This is a genomic window from Allomuricauda sp. NFXS6 (assembly GCF_040148835.1).
Taxonomy (GTDB): Bacteria; Bacteroidota; Bacteroidia; order Flavobacteriales; family Flavobacteriaceae; genus Flagellimonas.
Genome location: NZ_JAGEMG010000008.1, coordinates 12,770 through 28,820 on the forward strand (window position 1 = coordinate 12,770; position 16,051 = coordinate 28,820).

Genomic DNA, 16,051 nt, shown 5'->3' on the forward strand with positions numbered 1-16,051 from the left:
GCCACTGGTAGTGTCTGGAAAACGATAATGACCCAATCACCTATCTTATAAGTTTTGAAAAGAGTATATGCTGCTTACCTCTACAAGGGTAGTCTGCATAGAGGGCTGCACCTATAGATATAAAAGTATTGGACCCTAATTCTCAGTCCCGCCACCATTACCGCATTATAATCCCAAAGATGCTTATCTTGGGCTACAGAAGCTTTTTTTGATTTTCATAGAGATTATGTGGAGGGTATTTTCGGGCAACCATTCGTTTGGAAATGCTCGGCAATGATTGTCACATAAAACGACTTGACTTTCAAAATCTCGACTTTCATGAAATACACTGCTGTAAGCCTATATCGTAAAATGATGGATTGTGCCCTAAAAGAGGGTATGGATATGGCGTATTTCAATTCGTTAAAAACACCCTACAAAGATCTAAATAGTTTGAAAGCGGTTCCGGCCGAGGAATTCTTTGAGCTCCACGAACGCTTGGACGATATGTTGGGCCCTGGTTTTTCCGTAAGAGTAGGGCAGCAAATGAAAATTGAGGATTATGGGGTTTTGGGTCTTTCTTGGCGGACTTGTTCTTATGTTGGGGAAATTTTTGAACGGTCTGAACGCTATTTTAAGATGCTTTCCAATACCTATGTGTTTAGGGTGGAGAAGGGAAATCCCTTTTCTGTGATACATCTATTAAGGGAACCACATCGAAGAGGGTTGGAATTGTCCAACGAAGCCACTCTTTCGGCAACGGTTGTGGTGCTTCGAGCAATGACGGAGTCCAATATTTCTCCTGTCCAAGTTAGTTTTAAGCATAGTGCCCCCTCGGATATCAGTGGTCACGAGAGCGCATTTAATTGTCCCATACATTTCAACCAGCAGGATTACTCGATTACTTACACTACGACTGATCTGGAAATGCGAACTGCAAAGGCCGATGTGAGCATCAACCGTTTTTTGGTGGAACGTGTGGAGGAAGAAACGAAAGGGTTGGAAATCAGTGCCAATAGAATTGCAAGGGATTGTGAAAATTTGATAATTGATGCCCTCCCCAGTGGTATCCCAAGTATCCATCATATTGCTGGTCTTATGGGGATGAGCAATAGGACCTTGGCCCGTCGACTTGCGGAAAATGGGGTGTCCTTTAGGGATTTAATTCAAAAAGCACAGGAAAGTATTGCCATAGACCTATTAAAAAACACCTCACGAAGTATTGCCGAAATCGCCTTTGAAACTGGCTTTTCCGAACAGAGCGCATTTAACCGGGCTTTTAGAAGATGGACGGATCAAACACCTATCGAATTTCGTAACCAACAGTAAAACAGCCTGTTTGGCCTAAAATGTCAAAAGATTGGCAAAAAGGGTCAAGCATGGCAGACCTAATCATCCCAATTTTACACCAGAAATCAAAAACAGGTGTATCATGGATGTTTCTATTAAAACAGTAACCTTATTTGCTTCGGTCGCATTGACCGGGTTATCGGCGGGTTTATTTTATGCCTGGTCCGTATCGGTAATTCCTGGAACGCAGAAAATATCCGACATGTCTTACTTGGAAACCATGCAATCCATCAACAGGGCCATACTCAACCCCTTATTTTTCCTTGTTTTCTTTGGAAGTATTGTCGCTCTGGGAGCAGCTACCAGCTATCATATTCGAACGGATAAGCTGGCTTTTGGCTTACTGTTGGTGTCATCCTTGCTATATCTTTTTGGTACCCTAGGGGTAACAGGCATGGGGAATGTTCCTTTGAACAACGAGTTGGAGGCCATGGACCTCTCCGCACTTGGTTTGGAAAAACTCAAAACGTTTAGGAGCTACTACGAAACCCAATGGAACCGGTTACATGTCATCCGTACATTTTGCGCAATAGGATCCTTTTTACTTGCAGTGATAACGGTCTTTACACAAATCAAAAAATAACAATCAAAAAACGAACAGTCATGAATCATGTAAGAGCTATTGGAATAGGTATTTTAATCTGGATTGTAGGGGTTAGTGTTTACAATCTCTCTTTTTATATCTCGATTTTAGAAGATGCACAACAACAAGCAAATATGCTGCTTTTTACTGCCGTGATACCATTGGTCTGGTTTGGAGCAAAACAGTATTACAAAAAAGATGCGAAGACACATGGGTATTGGGTAGGCCAAACTTTCTTTCTAACCGCAACAGCTTTAGATGCCTTAATTACAGTTCCTGTTTTTATAATCCCCAATGGCGGTTCCTATTATCAATTTTTTACAGACTTAGGGTTCTGGCTTATTGGTTTCGAAATTTTAGCAATTACAGTCATGTATTGGTATATCAAAACAGGTGCTAAGAAACAAAATCAAACTATTTAAAAAACAAATATCATGAAACAAAACATTTTAGTTATCGGAGGCACCGGAAAAACAGGCCGCCGAGTGGCAGAAAACTTAATTCAAGAAGGACACAATGTACGTATTGTGGGTAGAAATACTTCTCCTGCTTTTAATTGGGAAAATCCCGAGACCTATGATGCGGCATTAAAAGATATGGACAGGGCCTATATTGTCTATTATCCAGATTTAGCTGTACCAGGATCAAGAGACGCTATAACAACATTGACTGAAAAAGCGTTGCAAGCAGGCTTAGAAAAAGTGGTCTTGCTATCAGGTAAAGGAGAAACCGAGGCCGAGGCTTGCGAGGACATTGTCGCAAACTCAGGGTTAAACTACACCTTGGTTCGAGCCTCATGGTTCAATCAAAACTTTAGTGAGGGCGCTTTTTTGGAATTTGTATTGAATGGGCAAGTAGCCCTGCCGATGCCAGAGGCAGAGATTCCCTTTGTAGATGCCGACGACATTGCGGATGTAGTGGCCAAAGTGTTAGTGGATGATCGCTACAACGGACAGACCATTACCGTGACCGGACCCCGAAAAATGACCTTTGGGGAGGCTGTGGAGGCCATGGCCGCAGGGATTGGAAAGGACATCCATTTTCATCCCATCACCATTGAGGAGTTTAAAGCGGGAATGAAGCAGGCTGGATTGCCCGACTCCTATGTTTGGCTCTTCGGATACTTGTTCCAAGAAGTACTGGGTAATCCGGACAATCAAGAAATATCCCATGATGTTGAAAAGGTTTTGGGGCGGCCTGCTACCGACTTCAATACCTATGTGGAGAAAACAGTGGCTACCGGGGTTTGGAACCAAGACCTCTCACATACCGTTTAAGTGAGGGTAATGTTTAAAATAGCAACTCGACTTAACCGTTGGAATTAATCACGCAAGTACCAAACTAGTTTGGTACGTGCTAAACACAAATTTATGACCAAAGAGGAACGAATTGCAATGATAAAAGTTAGCTGGGAGCTGCACAATCAAATAGAAACTGCCTATTTACAGCACCCTGCCCAAAAAAATGATGAAGCCTGGTTGGAAAAACAGCGTTTGCTTCTTGCCGATATGGCCCTTCATCTTTTACAAACTTCTATAAACCCCGAAGAGATTAAGTTGGATCGTTTACGGGACAACTTGCATGCGATTTTGACTATTTCAGATCAGTTTTTGCCCGATGCAGATTTAAAAGGAGCGACAGCGAATCTATATAAAGTCGAATAGGCACTATGAAAAGACTACTAAAATGAAGAAAACCATAATTACCTTCAGTATTGTGCTGTATGCCATTGCTGTCCCATTTTTGGAAATCAACGATACCCATGTATTCAATCCAGATTGGACACCCCATGCAAAAATTCATGAAGTGTGGCAACTCATAACCAACTCGTCAATTGGTATACTTTGTCTTTGGTTGGTGTGGGTTAAAAAGGAGTTTCGGTTAAGCGCACTATTGAGTATGTTGGTAACTGGAGGCTTTCTATTGGCTTACTCTTTGCAAAATTTATATGGTGGCTCAATGAAATATTTAGATGGAAGTGAAAAAACCATTCTAGGCATCAATATCGGTGTTGTGGGGTTTGGTTTGGCTTTTCTACTGTTAATACTACTTTTTTATTTAAAGACTCATATTAATGGTAAAAAACTCAGCGAAAATAACAGGCTATAAAGACTTGAAGCTTACTTTAAAAAATTCATAAAAATGAGAATACCTTTTAAAATAATAACAGCTATCCTATTTGTTTTAAGTGCTACAATTGGTTCGGCTCAAAACAATATTGAACAAATCAATATTCATCAAATAGAAACTAAAATCGACAGTCTTTTAAGTCAATATAATGATAACGAACCAGGCGTTGCTATTGGTCTTGTAAAGAACAATCAGTTAGTCTATGAAAAGTACTTTGGATTGGCCAATCTTGATTACGAGATACCGATTCACAAAGAGACTTCTTTTCATGTGGCTTCCGTATCTAAACAATTTACCGCATTTGCCATTCTCCTTTTAGAAGATGAAGGCAAGCTCTCTTTAGACGATGATATTAGGACTTACCTGCCAGAGATGCATCAATTTGAACCGAAGATAACCATTGCCCATTTGCTAAATCACACAAGCGGACTAAAAGACAAGTATAACCTACTTCGCCTCTCAGGCTGGACGCTGGATGATGTGATTACCAACGAACAGGTTTTGGAGCTTATTTTCAATCAAAAGACCTTAAATTTTAAACCCAACGAAAAACACATGTATAGCAATGCCAACTATGCGTTGTTGGCAGAAATCGTAGCCAGAGTATCGAAAATATCCTTTGCAGAATTTACTCAAAAGCGCATTTTTGAACCCTTACAGATGTATGACTCTAAATTTGTAGATCAAGAAGGACAGGTGGTCAAAAACAAAAGTCTTTCCTATTTCAAAGTCGATTCTATTTATGTGGAAGATTTGTTCAATAACTTCAGCGTTGGAGCTACTAATCTCAACACAACAATTACAGATTTAAGCAAATGGGCCATTAATTATGACACAAAAAAAGTGGGTAGTGAAACCATCTTTACTAAAATGCAAACCTTACAACATTTAAATAATGGTGAAACCTATGGCTATGCCAATGGTTTGTTCATCAATACCTACAAAGGGTTCAAACGTATAGAACACAGTGGCCAAGATGCCAGCTATCAAGCCTATTTGGCAACGTTTCCAGAATTGAACTTCAGCGTGATTTTCACAAATACCAATGGTGAAATCAATGGTGCCAGAATGGTGTATGACATCATGGATATATGTTTAGAACAATATATAACCGATGAAACGACCAAAAAGCCATCTGTAGAAAAATTGACACATAAAAAACCAATATCAAAAAACCCGGCGGAATTAAGACGTTATGAGGGCCATTATTGGGATGAAGGTGATAAATATTCACGCCACATTAAAGTTGAAAACGACACCTTACGATATATAAGAGATAGTACAAATAAAACTGCATTGATTCCTGTTGGAGCACATGAGTTTGAAATGGCGCTAGAGGAGTATGTTTCCGTCTCGTTCAATTCCAATAAAATGATTGTAACGCTGGATGATGGCTACCAGATTTATTTGGAAAAATACAGTCCTGCAAATTACAATGCAACAACACTTGAAGAATTCACCGGAAGGTATTACAGTTCTGAGTTAAACGCCTATTACTCGTTTTATATTGAAGAGGACCAGCTAATAGCAAAACACACAAGACTTGGGGACTTTCCATTAAATGCGATTAAAAATGACTATTTCATCGGTAATAAAGGCTCTTTTCTAAAAGTGGTTTTCACAAGAAACTCTGCTAATGATGTTATTGGGTTTGAAGTATCGAGCAGCAGGGCGAAAAATGTGTCATTCTTAAAATTGAAATCATGAAAGTACCATACATTACATTCTTATTCTTCACATTCCTTTTATGTTCTTGTAAAAAAGAAACCCCATCAAATTTGATGCTGCTGGATGCGAATACTCCAACAGACAAGCCTCTGATTTTTGGAGAAGGAATTATCTCTACCGAAAGTTATGAGTTTGCTATCACCTTTTCACCAAAAATGGATGAACTCTATTTTACACGAAGAAAACCAGGGGAGGATAATAAAATATACGCTATGCAATTCGTGGATGGTAAGTGGTCAGCCCCCGAACCCGCATTTTTTACAGCAAGCGAAGGATGGGATTTTGAGCCTCATATCAGTCCTGCTGGGGATAAACTATATTTTGGTAGCACAAGGCCTCTCAACGATACCATTAAATCATCTGGATTACACCAATGGTACAGTAAAAAAGAAGCAAAAGGTTGGAGTAAACCCATACCGCTGGAGAAACCATTTGTGGATAGGTCCATAACCATGTATTTAACATCCTCAGAAAATGGCAATCTATACTTCACTACAGGGGAGAAGGGAAACAAACCCGAAGATTGGGTCATTTATAAATCGGTTAAGGAAGATGGTCAATATAAAAGTATTAATAGAATGGGTAAGGAAATTAATGGTATTGGCAAATGGATAGCTCATTCATACATTGCTCCAGATGAAAGCTACATGATTTATGATTTTAAGAGCGATTCAGGTTATGGCGAAAGTGATTTATACATCAGTTTTAACCAAAATGGAACATGGTCCAAACCGTATAATCTAGGACCTAAAGTAAACACCGATCAAACTGAAATGGCAGCAAGTGTCTCACCCGATGGCAAGTATTTGTTTTTTCATAGAGGAGGAAAAGACAAGGGGGATATTTATTGGGCAGCGTTAAAACCCATAAAAGAAAATATTTTGAAGAATATTAACATGCACCAACAATAGCCCATACTTCAAAAAAAATAGTACCTACGCATGAGAAAAATAATTGATTTTAATACTGCAATCCTTGCGAGCTTATTTATTCTAGGGATTCTTGCTATAATTCATATAGCTATTTTAACCGGGATACTATTTTTTGACCACGTACCGATTGATTCTTTGTGGGGAGGAAAAATGAAAACAGTAGCACAATTATTAAATTTCGAAATAGTTTCATTGCTAACTTCCATCATATTCTTTTTTCTATTATTAATACGATCAAAATTGCTAAATATACCTAAACTAACAGGAATCGCACGCATTGTAATGTGGGTGTTATTTGTCTTTTTTTTAGTAAATACAATTGGAAATGTACTGGCCACAACTACATTTGAAAGATACTTTGCAATTGCCTCTGGAGCTTTAGCCTTTCTTTTTTTAAGGATTGCAGTAGAAAAAAACCGAAACAATGTTTTATAAATAAATCAGCCATATAAATTGAATAATAGCAACTCGTTAAATAGATTGAAGTGAACTTTAGAAAAGCAACCATCAAGGACGTGCCGACCATCGTAGAAATGATTGCAGATGATGCATTGGGCAGTAAACGTGAAAACTTTACTGCCCCTTTACCTAAAACCTATTATGATGCCTTTGAGCGAATCGATTCGGACCCAAACCAAGAACTGACCGTGGCTGAAAACAAAACTGGAGAGGTAATCGGGGTCTTTCAAATGACATTCATTCCCTATCTGACGTATCAAGGCGGTATTCGTGCACAAATTGAAGGCGTACGTGTGCACAAGGACCATCGAGGACTTGGCATTGGGAAAACCATATTTCAATGGGCCATTCAAAGAGCAAAGGAACGTAACGCCCATGTATTGCAGTTGACCACCGATAAACAACGTCCAGATGCCATCCGTTTTTATGAATCTCTTGGGTTCAAAGCCAGCCATGAAGGTATGAAAACCCATTTTTAAAGAAATCATTTTTGTAGAGCTAGACCTATCAACACCGCATAAAATATAATGCTTCCATTTGTGCTAAGCATCAAAAAGATGGTGCGAATCCAATATTCTCTAGAAAAAAGAGGGCAATTCTATCCCCGACCGTTTCAGATTGGCTAGGTATTTAGTAGATTTGAGACGAAACCAACTATTCAACTAACTCATGAGATTAAAGCAACGCTCTTTTTATTTTATTTTTTCATTTTTATTGAGCTGTGCAACCTTCGCACAGGACTTCGAAGCCCTACAATACCGTACTATTGGCCCGGCAAGGGGAGGTCGTGTAACCTCCGTTACGGGAACAGCAATGCTTCCGGGAACGTTTTATTTTGGTGCCACCGGTGGGGGTGTCTGGAAGACCGAAGATTATGGTACTTCATGGCACAATGTGTCGGACGGATTTTTCAATACACCTTCTATCGGTGCCATTGAAATTGCTGCTAATGACCCTAACATCGTATATGTGGGCACAGGTTCCGATGGTATCCGCAGTAACATTATCTCAGGTAAGGGGGTGTACAAATCCATCGATGCCGGAAAAACATGGGAGCATATCGGCTTGGAAAATGTAGGCCAAATCGGTGCCGTGGAAATAGACCCGACCAACAGCAACATTGTTTGGGTGGCCGCCATAGGAAATGCATTTAAACCCAACGAAGAACGAGGTATTTTTAAAACCACCGATGGCGGAAAAACTTGGGAAAAGGTACTTTATGTTTCCGAAGAAACTGGGTTTGCCGACCTAGAATTGCTCCCTGGAAATCCGAATATTGTCTATGCTGCCGCTTGGAAGGCGCGCCGTACACCTTGGACGATAGACTCAGGTGGGGAGAACAGCGAAGGAGGCATTTATAAATCCATCAATGGAGGAAAAGACTGGGAAAAACTGGAAAAAGGGCTGCCAAAAGGATTGATTGGTAAAATTGATTTGGCAGTGTCCCCGGTAGATTCCAAAATATTGTATGCTGTTATTGAGGCTCCCGATGCCGATAGAGGGTTGTACAAGTCTGTAGATCAAGGAAAATCTTTTACGCATGTTTCTGATGATATACGATTGGTAAACAGACCGTTCTATTATACTAACATAGAGTTGGACCCGACCAATCCCGAAATTGTGTATTCCAATGCCAACCCTTTGATCAAATCCATGGATGGTGGAAAAACATGGAAACGGATGAGCGTTCCCCATGGAGACAACCATGATATCTGGCTAAATCCCGATAATCCCGATTTATTGATCCAATGTAATGATGGGGGTGCCAATGTTTCCCATAACGGAGGGGAAACATGGTCCACACAATACAATCAGCCTACGGCAGAAATTTATCAAGTGGCGGTGGATGATCAATACCCCTATTGGGTTTATGGTGCTCAACAGGACAACACTACATTGGCCATCCCCAGTATGGCGCCTAAAGCATCATCGCCAGCAAACGGAAGTGTTATGATGAGTGTTGGAGGTTGCGAAACAGGACCAGTAATTCCCATGCCGGGCAACCACTACATCGTTTACAACAACTGTAAGGGCCGATTTAGCGTATACAGTAAAAAAACAGGACAAAGCCGCGAGTATTCCATTGGTGCGTCCAATATTTATGGACACAATCCAAAGGATTTAAAATATAGGTTTCAGCGCGTAGCGCCCATTCATGTGTCACCTTTTGACCCAGAAGTGGTCTATATGGGGTCGCAATATGTGCACAAAACCAGCAATGGAGGTAAAAATTGGGAAACAATTTCCCCAGATCTAACGGCCAATGAACCGGACAAACAGGTAATCTCCGGAAATCCGATCACTAGGGACATCACCGGGGAGGAATATTACAGCACCCTATATTCCATCAGGGAATCAACAATTAGTAAAGGAGTGATCTGGGTAGGTTCCAACGACGGTGTGATTTCTATCACCAAGGATGGTGGGGAAACCTGGAAAAATGTAACGCCGAAAAAACTTCCCAAGGGAGGTAGGGTAGAGTCTGTGGAACCATCACAGTTCAATCCCGCCAAGGCTTACATTGCGGTGGATCGTCATTTATTGGGCGATGAAACACCCTATCTCTACAAAACCTATAACTATGGCGAAAGTTGGGAATTGATCAGTACCGAATCCAACGGCATTCCATCTGACTATACCACGCGGGTGCTACGTGAAGACCCCGTTCGCGAAGGACTGTTGTACGCCGGTACCGAGTTTGGAATGTTTGTATCGTTTGATGATGGCGGTACTTGGAAAAAGTTCCAACAAAACCTCCCGGTGACCCCGATTACAGATATTACCCTGTTCCGTGGAGATTTGATTTTGAGCACCATGGGCCGAGGTTTTTGGATTTTGGACAAGGTTACCACGCTTCAAGATGAAAATATTACACAATTGGGCGATACGCCCGTGTTGTTCAAGCCTGATAATACTTACAGATATCAGACACCCTGGGGCGGGGGCGATTTTCCCGAATACCCATCAACCAGCGTGATTATTGATTATTACCTCCCAGCTGACATAAAGGAAGGTGTTAGTCTTCAAATTATGGACGCCCAAGGTAAGGAAGTGGCAACCATTGTGAGCGATTCCACGAAGTTGAAATCCACAACCGAAACAGTAGAGGATATGAGCCTGAGCATGACCTTTGTTTATATGGACGAAAAATTGGAGACCAAAAAAGGAATCAATAGGTTTGAGTGGAACTTGCAACAAAAAGGAGCCTGGGCCAAGAACGAAAGAAGACGTTATAGAAACGGACCGATGGTGTTACCTGGCAAATACACTGCAAAGCTAACGGTGGGCGATCAATCCTTCGAAAAATCTTTTGAAGTCCTTATGGATCCAAAACTTGAGGGAGACGGAGTTTCTTTGGCCGATATGGAAGAGCAACAAGAGCTTCAGTTTAAAGTGATCGATTTATTGTCCGATGCTAGAAAGCTTCAGGATAAGGTTGAAGACAAAATCAAGGAACTTGAAAAAAACAACGCGAGCGAAGCAAGGTTGAAGCCTTACAAGGATGCCTTAAAACAGCTCAAAAATGATGAAGGTGCCTATCCGGAAGTGGTGATGGTATCGCAGATTTCATATTTGTACTATATCGTAAGCGGCTCCGACAAGGAACCGGGACAAGAAGAAAAAGACAGTTATCAAGAGTTGTTGACCCAGTTCAATGAACTCAAACAAGGTCTCAACTTTTAAAAATATAAGACAGAACAAAAGTTAAACATGTCAGTTCGAGCGCAGTCGAGAACCAAAATAGTTCGGTTTCGACTGCGCTTAACTTGACAGTATGGATAGCTGCTATTCTTTTTAATAGAAATTTTTAGGGTAGTTCTTCACAATGGAAGCCTTTGTTTTCCAAAAGCGAAGAAATCACGAGCGCATTCAGGTTTTGGGTTTCTACCCGTAGGATATTATCGCAATCTTCAAGGTCAAAATTCCAACAGCCATTTTTGTCTACCAACTTGTTCAATGTAGGGCTAAGCTTCTTAACTTCACTTTTTCGTTTTACCGAAGTTTTAAATACGTGAACAGTCATCATCTTTTAGTTAGCTACGCTCGTAAAAAAATGGTGGTTCAATATCCAACGCGCGCAAATACACGTAGCCTTGGCCACGATGGTGGATCTCATTATCTATAAAATAGAGGATGGAAGATTGGACAGTACCTTCATACTGACCAAAAAGCTTGATGTTTTCTTGAAAACGTCCGGGGCTGAGTTGTTTCCATAGTTTGTTGATTTCCTCCGTGTCTTGGTCCCATTTTTCCAAAAACTGGGCTTTTGTATTTCCATAGTCTCTGTGCTCGTCGAATTCAGAGGAGTTTTCCGATATAATTTCGGTAAGTCCGGGAACGGCAATGGCCAAAAGCTCCTTTACCATCTCGGCGAAAGGACGCATACCTCCAATGGTATAATTAAAGAACTCTTTTTCCGGGAAAGCTTCAATGACTTTTCTGGTAAGTCTTCTGTGCCCTTGGTAATGTTCCAAAAACTGTTCTGGAGTCATCACTTGGGCCGTTGTTTGTTTTTTAATGGTGTTTTCCATGAAATTGTGATTTAATGGTTTATTGTTTCAGGAATCAAAAGTAGTGGGCGGGTGTGACAGCCTTGTGTCAGCAGTAAAAATTAGAACCAAAAAAAATGTTGTTGACAAGCTGTTGTCACAGGGCAAGCATAGCTTTGTCAATATATAAATGATTACATATGAGCTGGAAAAGACCTCTCATCCATGGATTGAAATCCTATCTTTGGGAGATAGCTCAAGCAATTATGGGAATGGATACCGTAAAACGTTTTGATAGGATAGTTGCCATTTTAATACAGTTACAGACCAAGCGAATTGTAAAGGCACAAGAACTCGCGGACCGATTTGAGGTGAGCCTACGGACTATTTATAGGGATATTAGAACTCTGGAAGCTTCAGGTGTGCCCATAGTGAGCGAAGCCGGTGTAGGCTATTCCATTATGGAAGGCTATCGATTGCCCCCGGTAATGTTTACCCGCGAAGAGGCGGGAAGTTTTGTGGCAGCGGAAAAGCTGATGCAAAAATTTACGGATAAATCCCTTGGTGCTTATTACGAGTCGGCCATGTTCAAACTTAAATCCGTACTTCGAGGTAGCGAAAAGGACTGGGTGGAAGCTTTGGAATCCCAAGTATCCATAGTACCGGGGCAAGTTTTGTTCAATGAAGAAGTCCCAAATGCCCTGGAGATATTGTTCGAGAGCATCGCAGAACGCAAACAGGTTTTTTTACGGTACGAATCATTGCGGGAAGAGACACCATCAGAACGAAGAATAGAGCCTGTTGGCCTTTTCCATGAAAATGGATTTTGGTATATTTTAGGCTATTGCCACCTTCGGACGGATTATCGTCACTTTCGAACGGATAGAATTCACAAAATAGCAAGAACGTCGCTGGATTTTTTGCTGGAACACGGTACCATTGACGAGCATCGGAAGAAAAGGGATGAGGTCAGTAAAACCAAAGTGAAGATTTTAATAGAAAAGTCCGTGGCAAAATATATACGTGGTCAGAGTAAGTATTACGGATTAATTTCTGAAGAAGTGAAGGGAAAGGAAGTGGAAATGACCTTTATGACCACCGATTGGAAAAATGGTTTTGCAAGATGGTACCTGATGTTCGCAGACTATGCCAAAATTGTGGAACCCGATATTTTAAAGGAGCGTGTAGCTGAAATATTGACAAAAAGTCAAGAAAGACTTTCCAGCTAGAATATTGATAAAAATGGATTTGTTTACAAGCCAAATAGACCCACAAAAGAATTGGTTGCCGAAAGATGGGATCGTGAATTACTTTGGTCCTATAGTGAATCAAGAGGAGGCAGACGGCTATTTTCAAAAGTTTTGGGATACAATAGCTTGGGAGCAGGATGTAGTCCATATGTTCGGCAAACGCATCGAAACCAAACGAAAAGTAGCTTGGTATGGGGACCGACCTTTTGAATACACCTATTCCAACAGTACAAAAAAGGCGCTTTTGTGGACGCCAGAATTGTTGGCGATAAAAAATCTAACTGAAAAATTTACCGAAGAAACCTATAATTCGTGTTTGCTCAATCTCTATCACTCGGGTGAAGAGGGAATGGGGTGGCATTGCGATGATGAAAAAGAGCTAAGACCAAACGGTGCTATTGCCTCTTTAAGTTTTGGCGCGGAGCGAAAGTTTGCTTTTAAGCACAAAGAGTCCAAAGAAAAGGTAGGGTTGACCCTTGACCATGGGAGCCTTTTGGTAATGAAAGGTACTACCCAAAGCAATTGGCTTCATCGGCTGCCTCCAACAAAGTTGGTAAAGTTGCCAAGAATCAACCTTACTTTTAGAACAGTGGTTGGTACTTAGTTATTGGTCGGCTCCATCTGCTTTAGCGCGGTCTATGGTGTATTGGGCTATTTCTCTTCCTTGATCTGTGCCCACTGTGGCATCAAAGCTCCAATGTATTCCACCATAAACCCTGGAAATTGCGGCTTCTTCCGCCCATTCCCTCATTAATGGAGCTTCTTCAGGAAATATATAGGCCAAAACCTCGGATGCGGCTGCAGAGAAAACGCTATGCCCGGAGGTGTAACTCGGGAAGTTGGGTGTTCCTGCAATGGTTTTAAAGCCTTCGATCAACTGTATGGGCCTTGGATAATGATAGTAATATTTGGCATCCCAGCAACTGATGCCCGAATCCATAATGGCCATGTTCATATAGGCCAAGGTTCGGGTGGTCTGCAAGGGATTTAAACGATACTCCACAATAAGTTCATTGGCAATGCGGTTCCAGTGTCCAGGAGGGGTATAAGTTCCAAGTCCATCTTGCCAAAAGTTGGCGATTCTTCTCCTTTCATCGGTCATATTTCTGGCGTAATCCTTCAAAAGCTCCACATCGTCTAAAAACTCTTGTGAGTCAAGCTCTGGAGGGGCAATGGGGCGTACGCTTTCCACATCTTCTATGCTCCACATGGTTACTTGCCCAAAAAGCGGGGTCAAACCTACGGGGCGAACGGGAATCTCTAAATTGTCCCAAGCCCATCCAAATCTATCATAAGCAGCTTGTTTTATGGAATCAGAAACGGCTTTTGGTGTCTGCGCATTTTTCATTCCATCATTAGCGGCTCTTGTCAATGCGGTTTCAGAAACAGCATCTCCAATAGTAGTTCCTGCGGCAATATCACTCATTACATTTCCACCCGAAAGTATCAGACTCTCCAAATGCTCTTCTTCCATTTGTTGAAGGTATTCTTCTTCCAAAGGAAACATTGCCGTCAAAATATTTTTGGATGCTCTGGCTACAACAGCACCATCTGAAGGATAAGAAGGTATGTCATTGGCTTCGTAGGCGTACTCGATACTTTCATCCGCAGTATAAGGTGCGGCTCTATTGTACTCGTATTTATGGTGCCATGCGGAGATAAGTCCATCAAACTGTGCTACGGACATATAGGCCAATGCTCGGCTTGCATAAGGCGGGTGTGCAAAAGGAAATGCGGGTGGTCCTTCGGGATTTGCAGGGTTAGGCAATGTATAAGTGCCATCTGCATTGGGTCCGGGTATCAGGTTGTATTTGGCAATGAGCTCCAGTGCAATTTCATTCCATCTAACGGCAGGATTGTTGGTCCAATATTTTATGGCTCTTTTTTGATCGGAAGTGATATTGGCCATGGCATTTTTTACCTCCTCCAATTCATTTTGATAAGTTTCTGAATCTGTGCTTTCGGGAGCCGGTATTTCAATGGATGCCCCGGAGTCTTCAAGCACAGGAACCCAATCGCCTCCATTTACATTGAGTTCGGAATAGGCATAGCCTTCGTAAGGAATATATCGCGGAGTGTCTTTTTCGCAAGAAGTCATCAATATAAGGCCCAAGGCCACAAAAAGGGTATATATTTTATTGTTCATCGGTAGTTTCTGTTTGTTTTTTTATGAAATTGAATTGATAAGTAAGCCCCAAGCCCGTATTGCTGAACTTGGGTACGTTTCTTCCGTTGACCACTCTATTGTGATAGGCAACAAACCCTAGACCTTTTACTGATTTTAAGTAATATTGGGCAACGAACCCAATCCGGTCAAATTCCACTTTGTTAGTAGGTTGTGCGGCATTGTATGCCCTTATGTCATCCCCACTGGTCGAGTTAAGACCAATGTAACTCAATTCAAGTTTCAAAGAGGTGTTGAAGAGCCATTTGCCTAGTATCGCCTCGTAGGTCCAAGCATTGGGAACGTCCATCCAAGCTGTGTAATAACTGCCATTGTTGTAATAGTAATCTCTTTCGGCCTCGGTATAGCCTCGCCAAAGATGAGCAAAGGATGCTCTCAAGTAGAACTGGCTGCTAAGCTCATATTGTCCAATGGCACGTAGCGAAAATTCAGGTGCTCCAGCTCCAATACTGTATGGCCTGTAATCCGAAAGATAGTTTGTAAAAGGTGTTGAAAACCCAGCCGTGGCCAGTGCGGTGAGTTTTCCAGTTCCCACATCGCGGTGCACGGCACGGTATTTTAGGGCAAAGCCAATGTCTTGAAACCCTCTGGCTCCAGCGAATTTCCCTCCGTTTGGCTCTGAAGATTCAGTTTTTACATAAGGTAGGCTCACATAAAAATTAAGATCGTCCAAAATACCTATGGCGGCCATGGGCATAATGGTATTTCGGTCCACAGTGGCTATGGTTTCATTAGATCTTAAATATGATCCTTCCCAATACCGGTCAAAAGTACCCATATCATAAGAAAAAAGAACGCAAATGTTCTTGGAGGGCATCATAAGTGCATCAGATGGGTTTTGTGCTTTTAAAGGTATGGTTAGGAAAAAAAGGGCGAAGACCTCAAAAAATGGCGAAATCCTACCTTTTTTAGAGGTGAAGAAGCAAAAGCGCTTATTTACTTTCATAAATTAGAATTGGATGGTT

General features: G+C 41.4%; 17 protein-coding genes. 13 read left to right on the forward strand and 4 right to left on the reverse strand.

The features are described 5' to 3' along the window. Positions 1 to 318: 318 nt before the first annotated feature. The 11 genes from J4E06_RS12395 (at position 319) to J4E06_RS12445 (ending at position 10,845) form a co-directional block, all read left to right on the forward strand. On the forward strand, positions 319 to 1,308 hold the full coding sequence (locus J4E06_RS12395) for an AraC family transcriptional regulator (RefSeq protein WP_349524252.1): 990 nt from the start codon (positions 319 to 321) through the stop codon (positions 1,306 to 1,308). A gap of 103 nt (positions 1,309 to 1,411) precedes the next feature. Continuing rightward, complete coding sequence (locus tag J4E06_RS12400) at positions 1,412 to 1,912, forward strand: anthrone oxygenase family protein (protein ID WP_349524253.1); 501 nt, start codon at positions 1,412 to 1,414, stop codon at positions 1,910 to 1,912. 20 nt (positions 1,913 to 1,932) lie between these two features. Then, complete coding sequence (locus J4E06_RS12405; RefSeq protein WP_349524254.1) at positions 1,933 to 2,334, forward strand: DUF5367 family protein; 402 nt, start codon at positions 1,933 to 1,935, stop codon at positions 2,332 to 2,334. 12 nt (positions 2,335 to 2,346) lie between these two features. Then, positions 2,347 to 3,189, forward strand: coding sequence for an NmrA family NAD(P)-binding protein (locus J4E06_RS12410; RefSeq protein ID WP_349524255.1), 843 nt, complete (start codon positions 2,347 to 2,349; stop codon positions 3,187 to 3,189). Between the two features lie 93 nt (positions 3,190 to 3,282). Further along, the gene (locus tag J4E06_RS12415) at positions 3,283 to 3,576 is read left to right on the forward strand and encodes a hypothetical protein (protein WP_349524256.1); all 294 of its coding nucleotides are present in this window, start codon (positions 3,283 to 3,285) and stop codon (positions 3,574 to 3,576) included. Positions 3,577 to 3,598: 22 nt separating this feature from the next. Next, entirely contained in the window at positions 3,599 to 4,021 is a 423-nt protein-coding gene (locus J4E06_RS12420; protein WP_349524257.1) for a hypothetical protein, read from the forward strand. Positions 4,022 to 4,054: 33 nt separating this feature from the next. Beyond that, positions 4,055 to 5,749: a serine hydrolase domain-containing protein gene (locus tag J4E06_RS12425; protein WP_349524258.1), complete on the forward strand. Its 1,695-nt coding sequence runs from the start codon at positions 4,055 to 4,057 to the stop codon at positions 5,747 to 5,749. Beyond that, positions 5,746 to 6,681 carry a hypothetical protein gene (locus J4E06_RS12430; RefSeq protein ID WP_349524259.1) on the forward strand — a complete coding sequence of 312 codons (936 nt, stop codon included), beginning with the start codon at positions 5,746 to 5,748 and terminating at the stop codon, positions 6,679 to 6,681. The genes J4E06_RS12425 and J4E06_RS12430 overlap by 4 nt, the downstream gene beginning before the upstream one ends. Before the next feature lie 30 nt (positions 6,682 to 6,711). Further along, entirely contained in the window at positions 6,712 to 7,137 is a 426-nt protein-coding gene (locus J4E06_RS12435) for a hypothetical protein (RefSeq protein WP_349524260.1), read from the forward strand. Positions 7,138 to 7,187: 50 nt separating this feature from the next. After that, on the forward strand, positions 7,188 to 7,640 hold the full coding sequence (locus J4E06_RS12440) for a GNAT family N-acetyltransferase (RefSeq protein WP_349524261.1): 453 nt from the start codon (positions 7,188 to 7,190) through the stop codon (positions 7,638 to 7,640). A gap of 190 nt (positions 7,641 to 7,830) precedes the next feature. Beyond that, positions 7,831 to 10,845 carry a WD40/YVTN/BNR-like repeat-containing protein gene (locus tag J4E06_RS12445; RefSeq protein ID WP_349524262.1) on the forward strand — a complete coding sequence of 1,005 codons (3,015 nt, stop codon included), beginning with the start codon at positions 7,831 to 7,833 and terminating at the stop codon, positions 10,843 to 10,845. Positions 10,846 to 10,969: 124 nt separating this feature from the next. On the opposite strand, the gene J4E06_RS12450 is transcribed toward J4E06_RS12445, so the two are convergent. Together J4E06_RS12450 and J4E06_RS12455 are read right to left on the reverse strand one after the other, a co-directional pair. Further along, complete coding sequence (locus J4E06_RS12450; RefSeq protein ID WP_349524263.1) at positions 10,970 to 11,188, reverse strand: hypothetical protein; 219 nt, start codon at positions 11,186 to 11,188, stop codon at positions 10,970 to 10,972. Positions 11,189 to 11,195: 7 nt separating this feature from the next. Then, positions 11,196 to 11,693: a DinB family protein gene (locus J4E06_RS12455; protein WP_349524264.1), complete on the reverse strand. Its 498-nt coding sequence runs from the start codon at positions 11,691 to 11,693 to the stop codon at positions 11,196 to 11,198. A 224-nt stretch (positions 11,694 to 11,917) separates the two neighbouring features. Between J4E06_RS12455 and J4E06_RS12460 the strand changes: the two genes are divergently transcribed. Together J4E06_RS12460 and J4E06_RS12465 are read left to right on the forward strand one after the other, a co-directional pair. Further along, positions 11,918 to 12,880: a helix-turn-helix transcriptional regulator gene (locus J4E06_RS12460; protein ID WP_349524453.1), complete on the forward strand. Its 963-nt coding sequence runs from the start codon at positions 11,918 to 11,920 to the stop codon at positions 12,878 to 12,880. Between the two features lie 13 nt (positions 12,881 to 12,893). Next, on the forward strand, positions 12,894 to 13,505 hold the full coding sequence (locus J4E06_RS12465) for an alpha-ketoglutarate-dependent dioxygenase AlkB family protein (RefSeq protein WP_349524265.1): 612 nt from the start codon (positions 12,894 to 12,896) through the stop codon (positions 13,503 to 13,505). On the opposite strand, the gene J4E06_RS12470 is transcribed toward J4E06_RS12465, so the two are convergent. Beyond that, positions 13,506 to 15,047, reverse strand: a complete 1,542-nt coding sequence (locus J4E06_RS12470; RefSeq protein WP_349524266.1) for a vanadium-dependent haloperoxidase — start codon at positions 15,045 to 15,047, stop codon at positions 13,506 to 13,508. Then, positions 15,037 to 16,032 carry a transporter gene (locus tag J4E06_RS12475; protein ID WP_349524267.1) on the reverse strand — a complete coding sequence of 332 codons (996 nt, stop codon included), beginning with the start codon at positions 16,030 to 16,032 and terminating at the stop codon, positions 15,037 to 15,039. Before J4E06_RS12475 ends, J4E06_RS12470 begins: the two co-directional genes overlap by 11 nt. Between the last annotated feature and the right edge of the window lie 19 nt (positions 16,033 to 16,051).

What these genes read in the sequence shown, in the direction of transcription:
- J4E06_RS12395 (WP_349524252.1), top strand. Translation starts at nt 319, where the DNA reads ATGAAATACACTGCTGTAAGCCTATATCGTAAAATGATGGATTGTGCC.
- J4E06_RS12400 (WP_349524253.1), top strand. Translation starts at nt 1,412, where the DNA reads ATGGATGTTTCTATTAAAACAGTAACCTTATTTGCTTCGGTCGCATTG.
- J4E06_RS12405 (WP_349524254.1), top strand. Translation starts at nt 1,933, where the DNA reads ATGAATCATGTAAGAGCTATTGGAATAGGTATTTTAATCTGGATTGTA.
- J4E06_RS12410 (WP_349524255.1), top strand. Translation starts at nt 2,347, where the DNA reads ATGAAACAAAACATTTTAGTTATCGGAGGCACCGGAAAAACAGGCCGC.
- J4E06_RS12415 (WP_349524256.1), top strand. Translation starts at nt 3,283, where the DNA reads ATGACCAAAGAGGAACGAATTGCAATGATAAAAGTTAGCTGGGAGCTG.
- J4E06_RS12420 (WP_349524257.1), top strand. Translation starts at nt 3,599, where the DNA reads ATGAAGAAAACCATAATTACCTTCAGTATTGTGCTGTATGCCATTGCT.
- J4E06_RS12425 (WP_349524258.1), top strand. Translation starts at nt 4,055, where the DNA reads ATGAGAATACCTTTTAAAATAATAACAGCTATCCTATTTGTTTTAAGT.
- J4E06_RS12430 (WP_349524259.1), top strand. Translation starts at nt 5,746, where the DNA reads ATGAAAGTACCATACATTACATTCTTATTCTTCACATTCCTTTTATGT.
- J4E06_RS12435 (WP_349524260.1), top strand. Translation starts at nt 6,712, where the DNA reads ATGAGAAAAATAATTGATTTTAATACTGCAATCCTTGCGAGCTTATTT.
- J4E06_RS12445 (WP_349524262.1), top strand. Translation starts at nt 7,831, where the DNA reads ATGAGATTAAAGCAACGCTCTTTTTATTTTATTTTTTCATTTTTATTG.
- J4E06_RS12450 (WP_349524263.1), bottom strand. Translation starts at nt 11,188, where the DNA reads ATGATGACTGTTCACGTATTTAAAACTTCGGTAAAACGAAAAAGTGAA.
- J4E06_RS12455 (WP_349524264.1), bottom strand. Translation starts at nt 11,693, where the DNA reads ATGGAAAACACCATTAAAAAACAAACAACGGCCCAAGTGATGACTCCA.
- J4E06_RS12460 (WP_349524453.1), top strand. Translation starts at nt 11,918, where the DNA reads ATGGGAATGGATACCGTAAAACGTTTTGATAGGATAGTTGCCATTTTA.
- J4E06_RS12465 (WP_349524265.1), top strand. Translation starts at nt 12,894, where the DNA reads ATGGATTTGTTTACAAGCCAAATAGACCCACAAAAGAATTGGTTGCCG.
- J4E06_RS12470 (WP_349524266.1), bottom strand. Translation starts at nt 15,047, where the DNA reads ATGAACAATAAAATATATACCCTTTTTGTGGCCTTGGGCCTTATATTG.
- J4E06_RS12475 (WP_349524267.1), bottom strand. Translation starts at nt 16,032, where the DNA reads ATGAAAGTAAATAAGCGCTTTTGCTTCTTCACCTCTAAAAAAGGTAGG.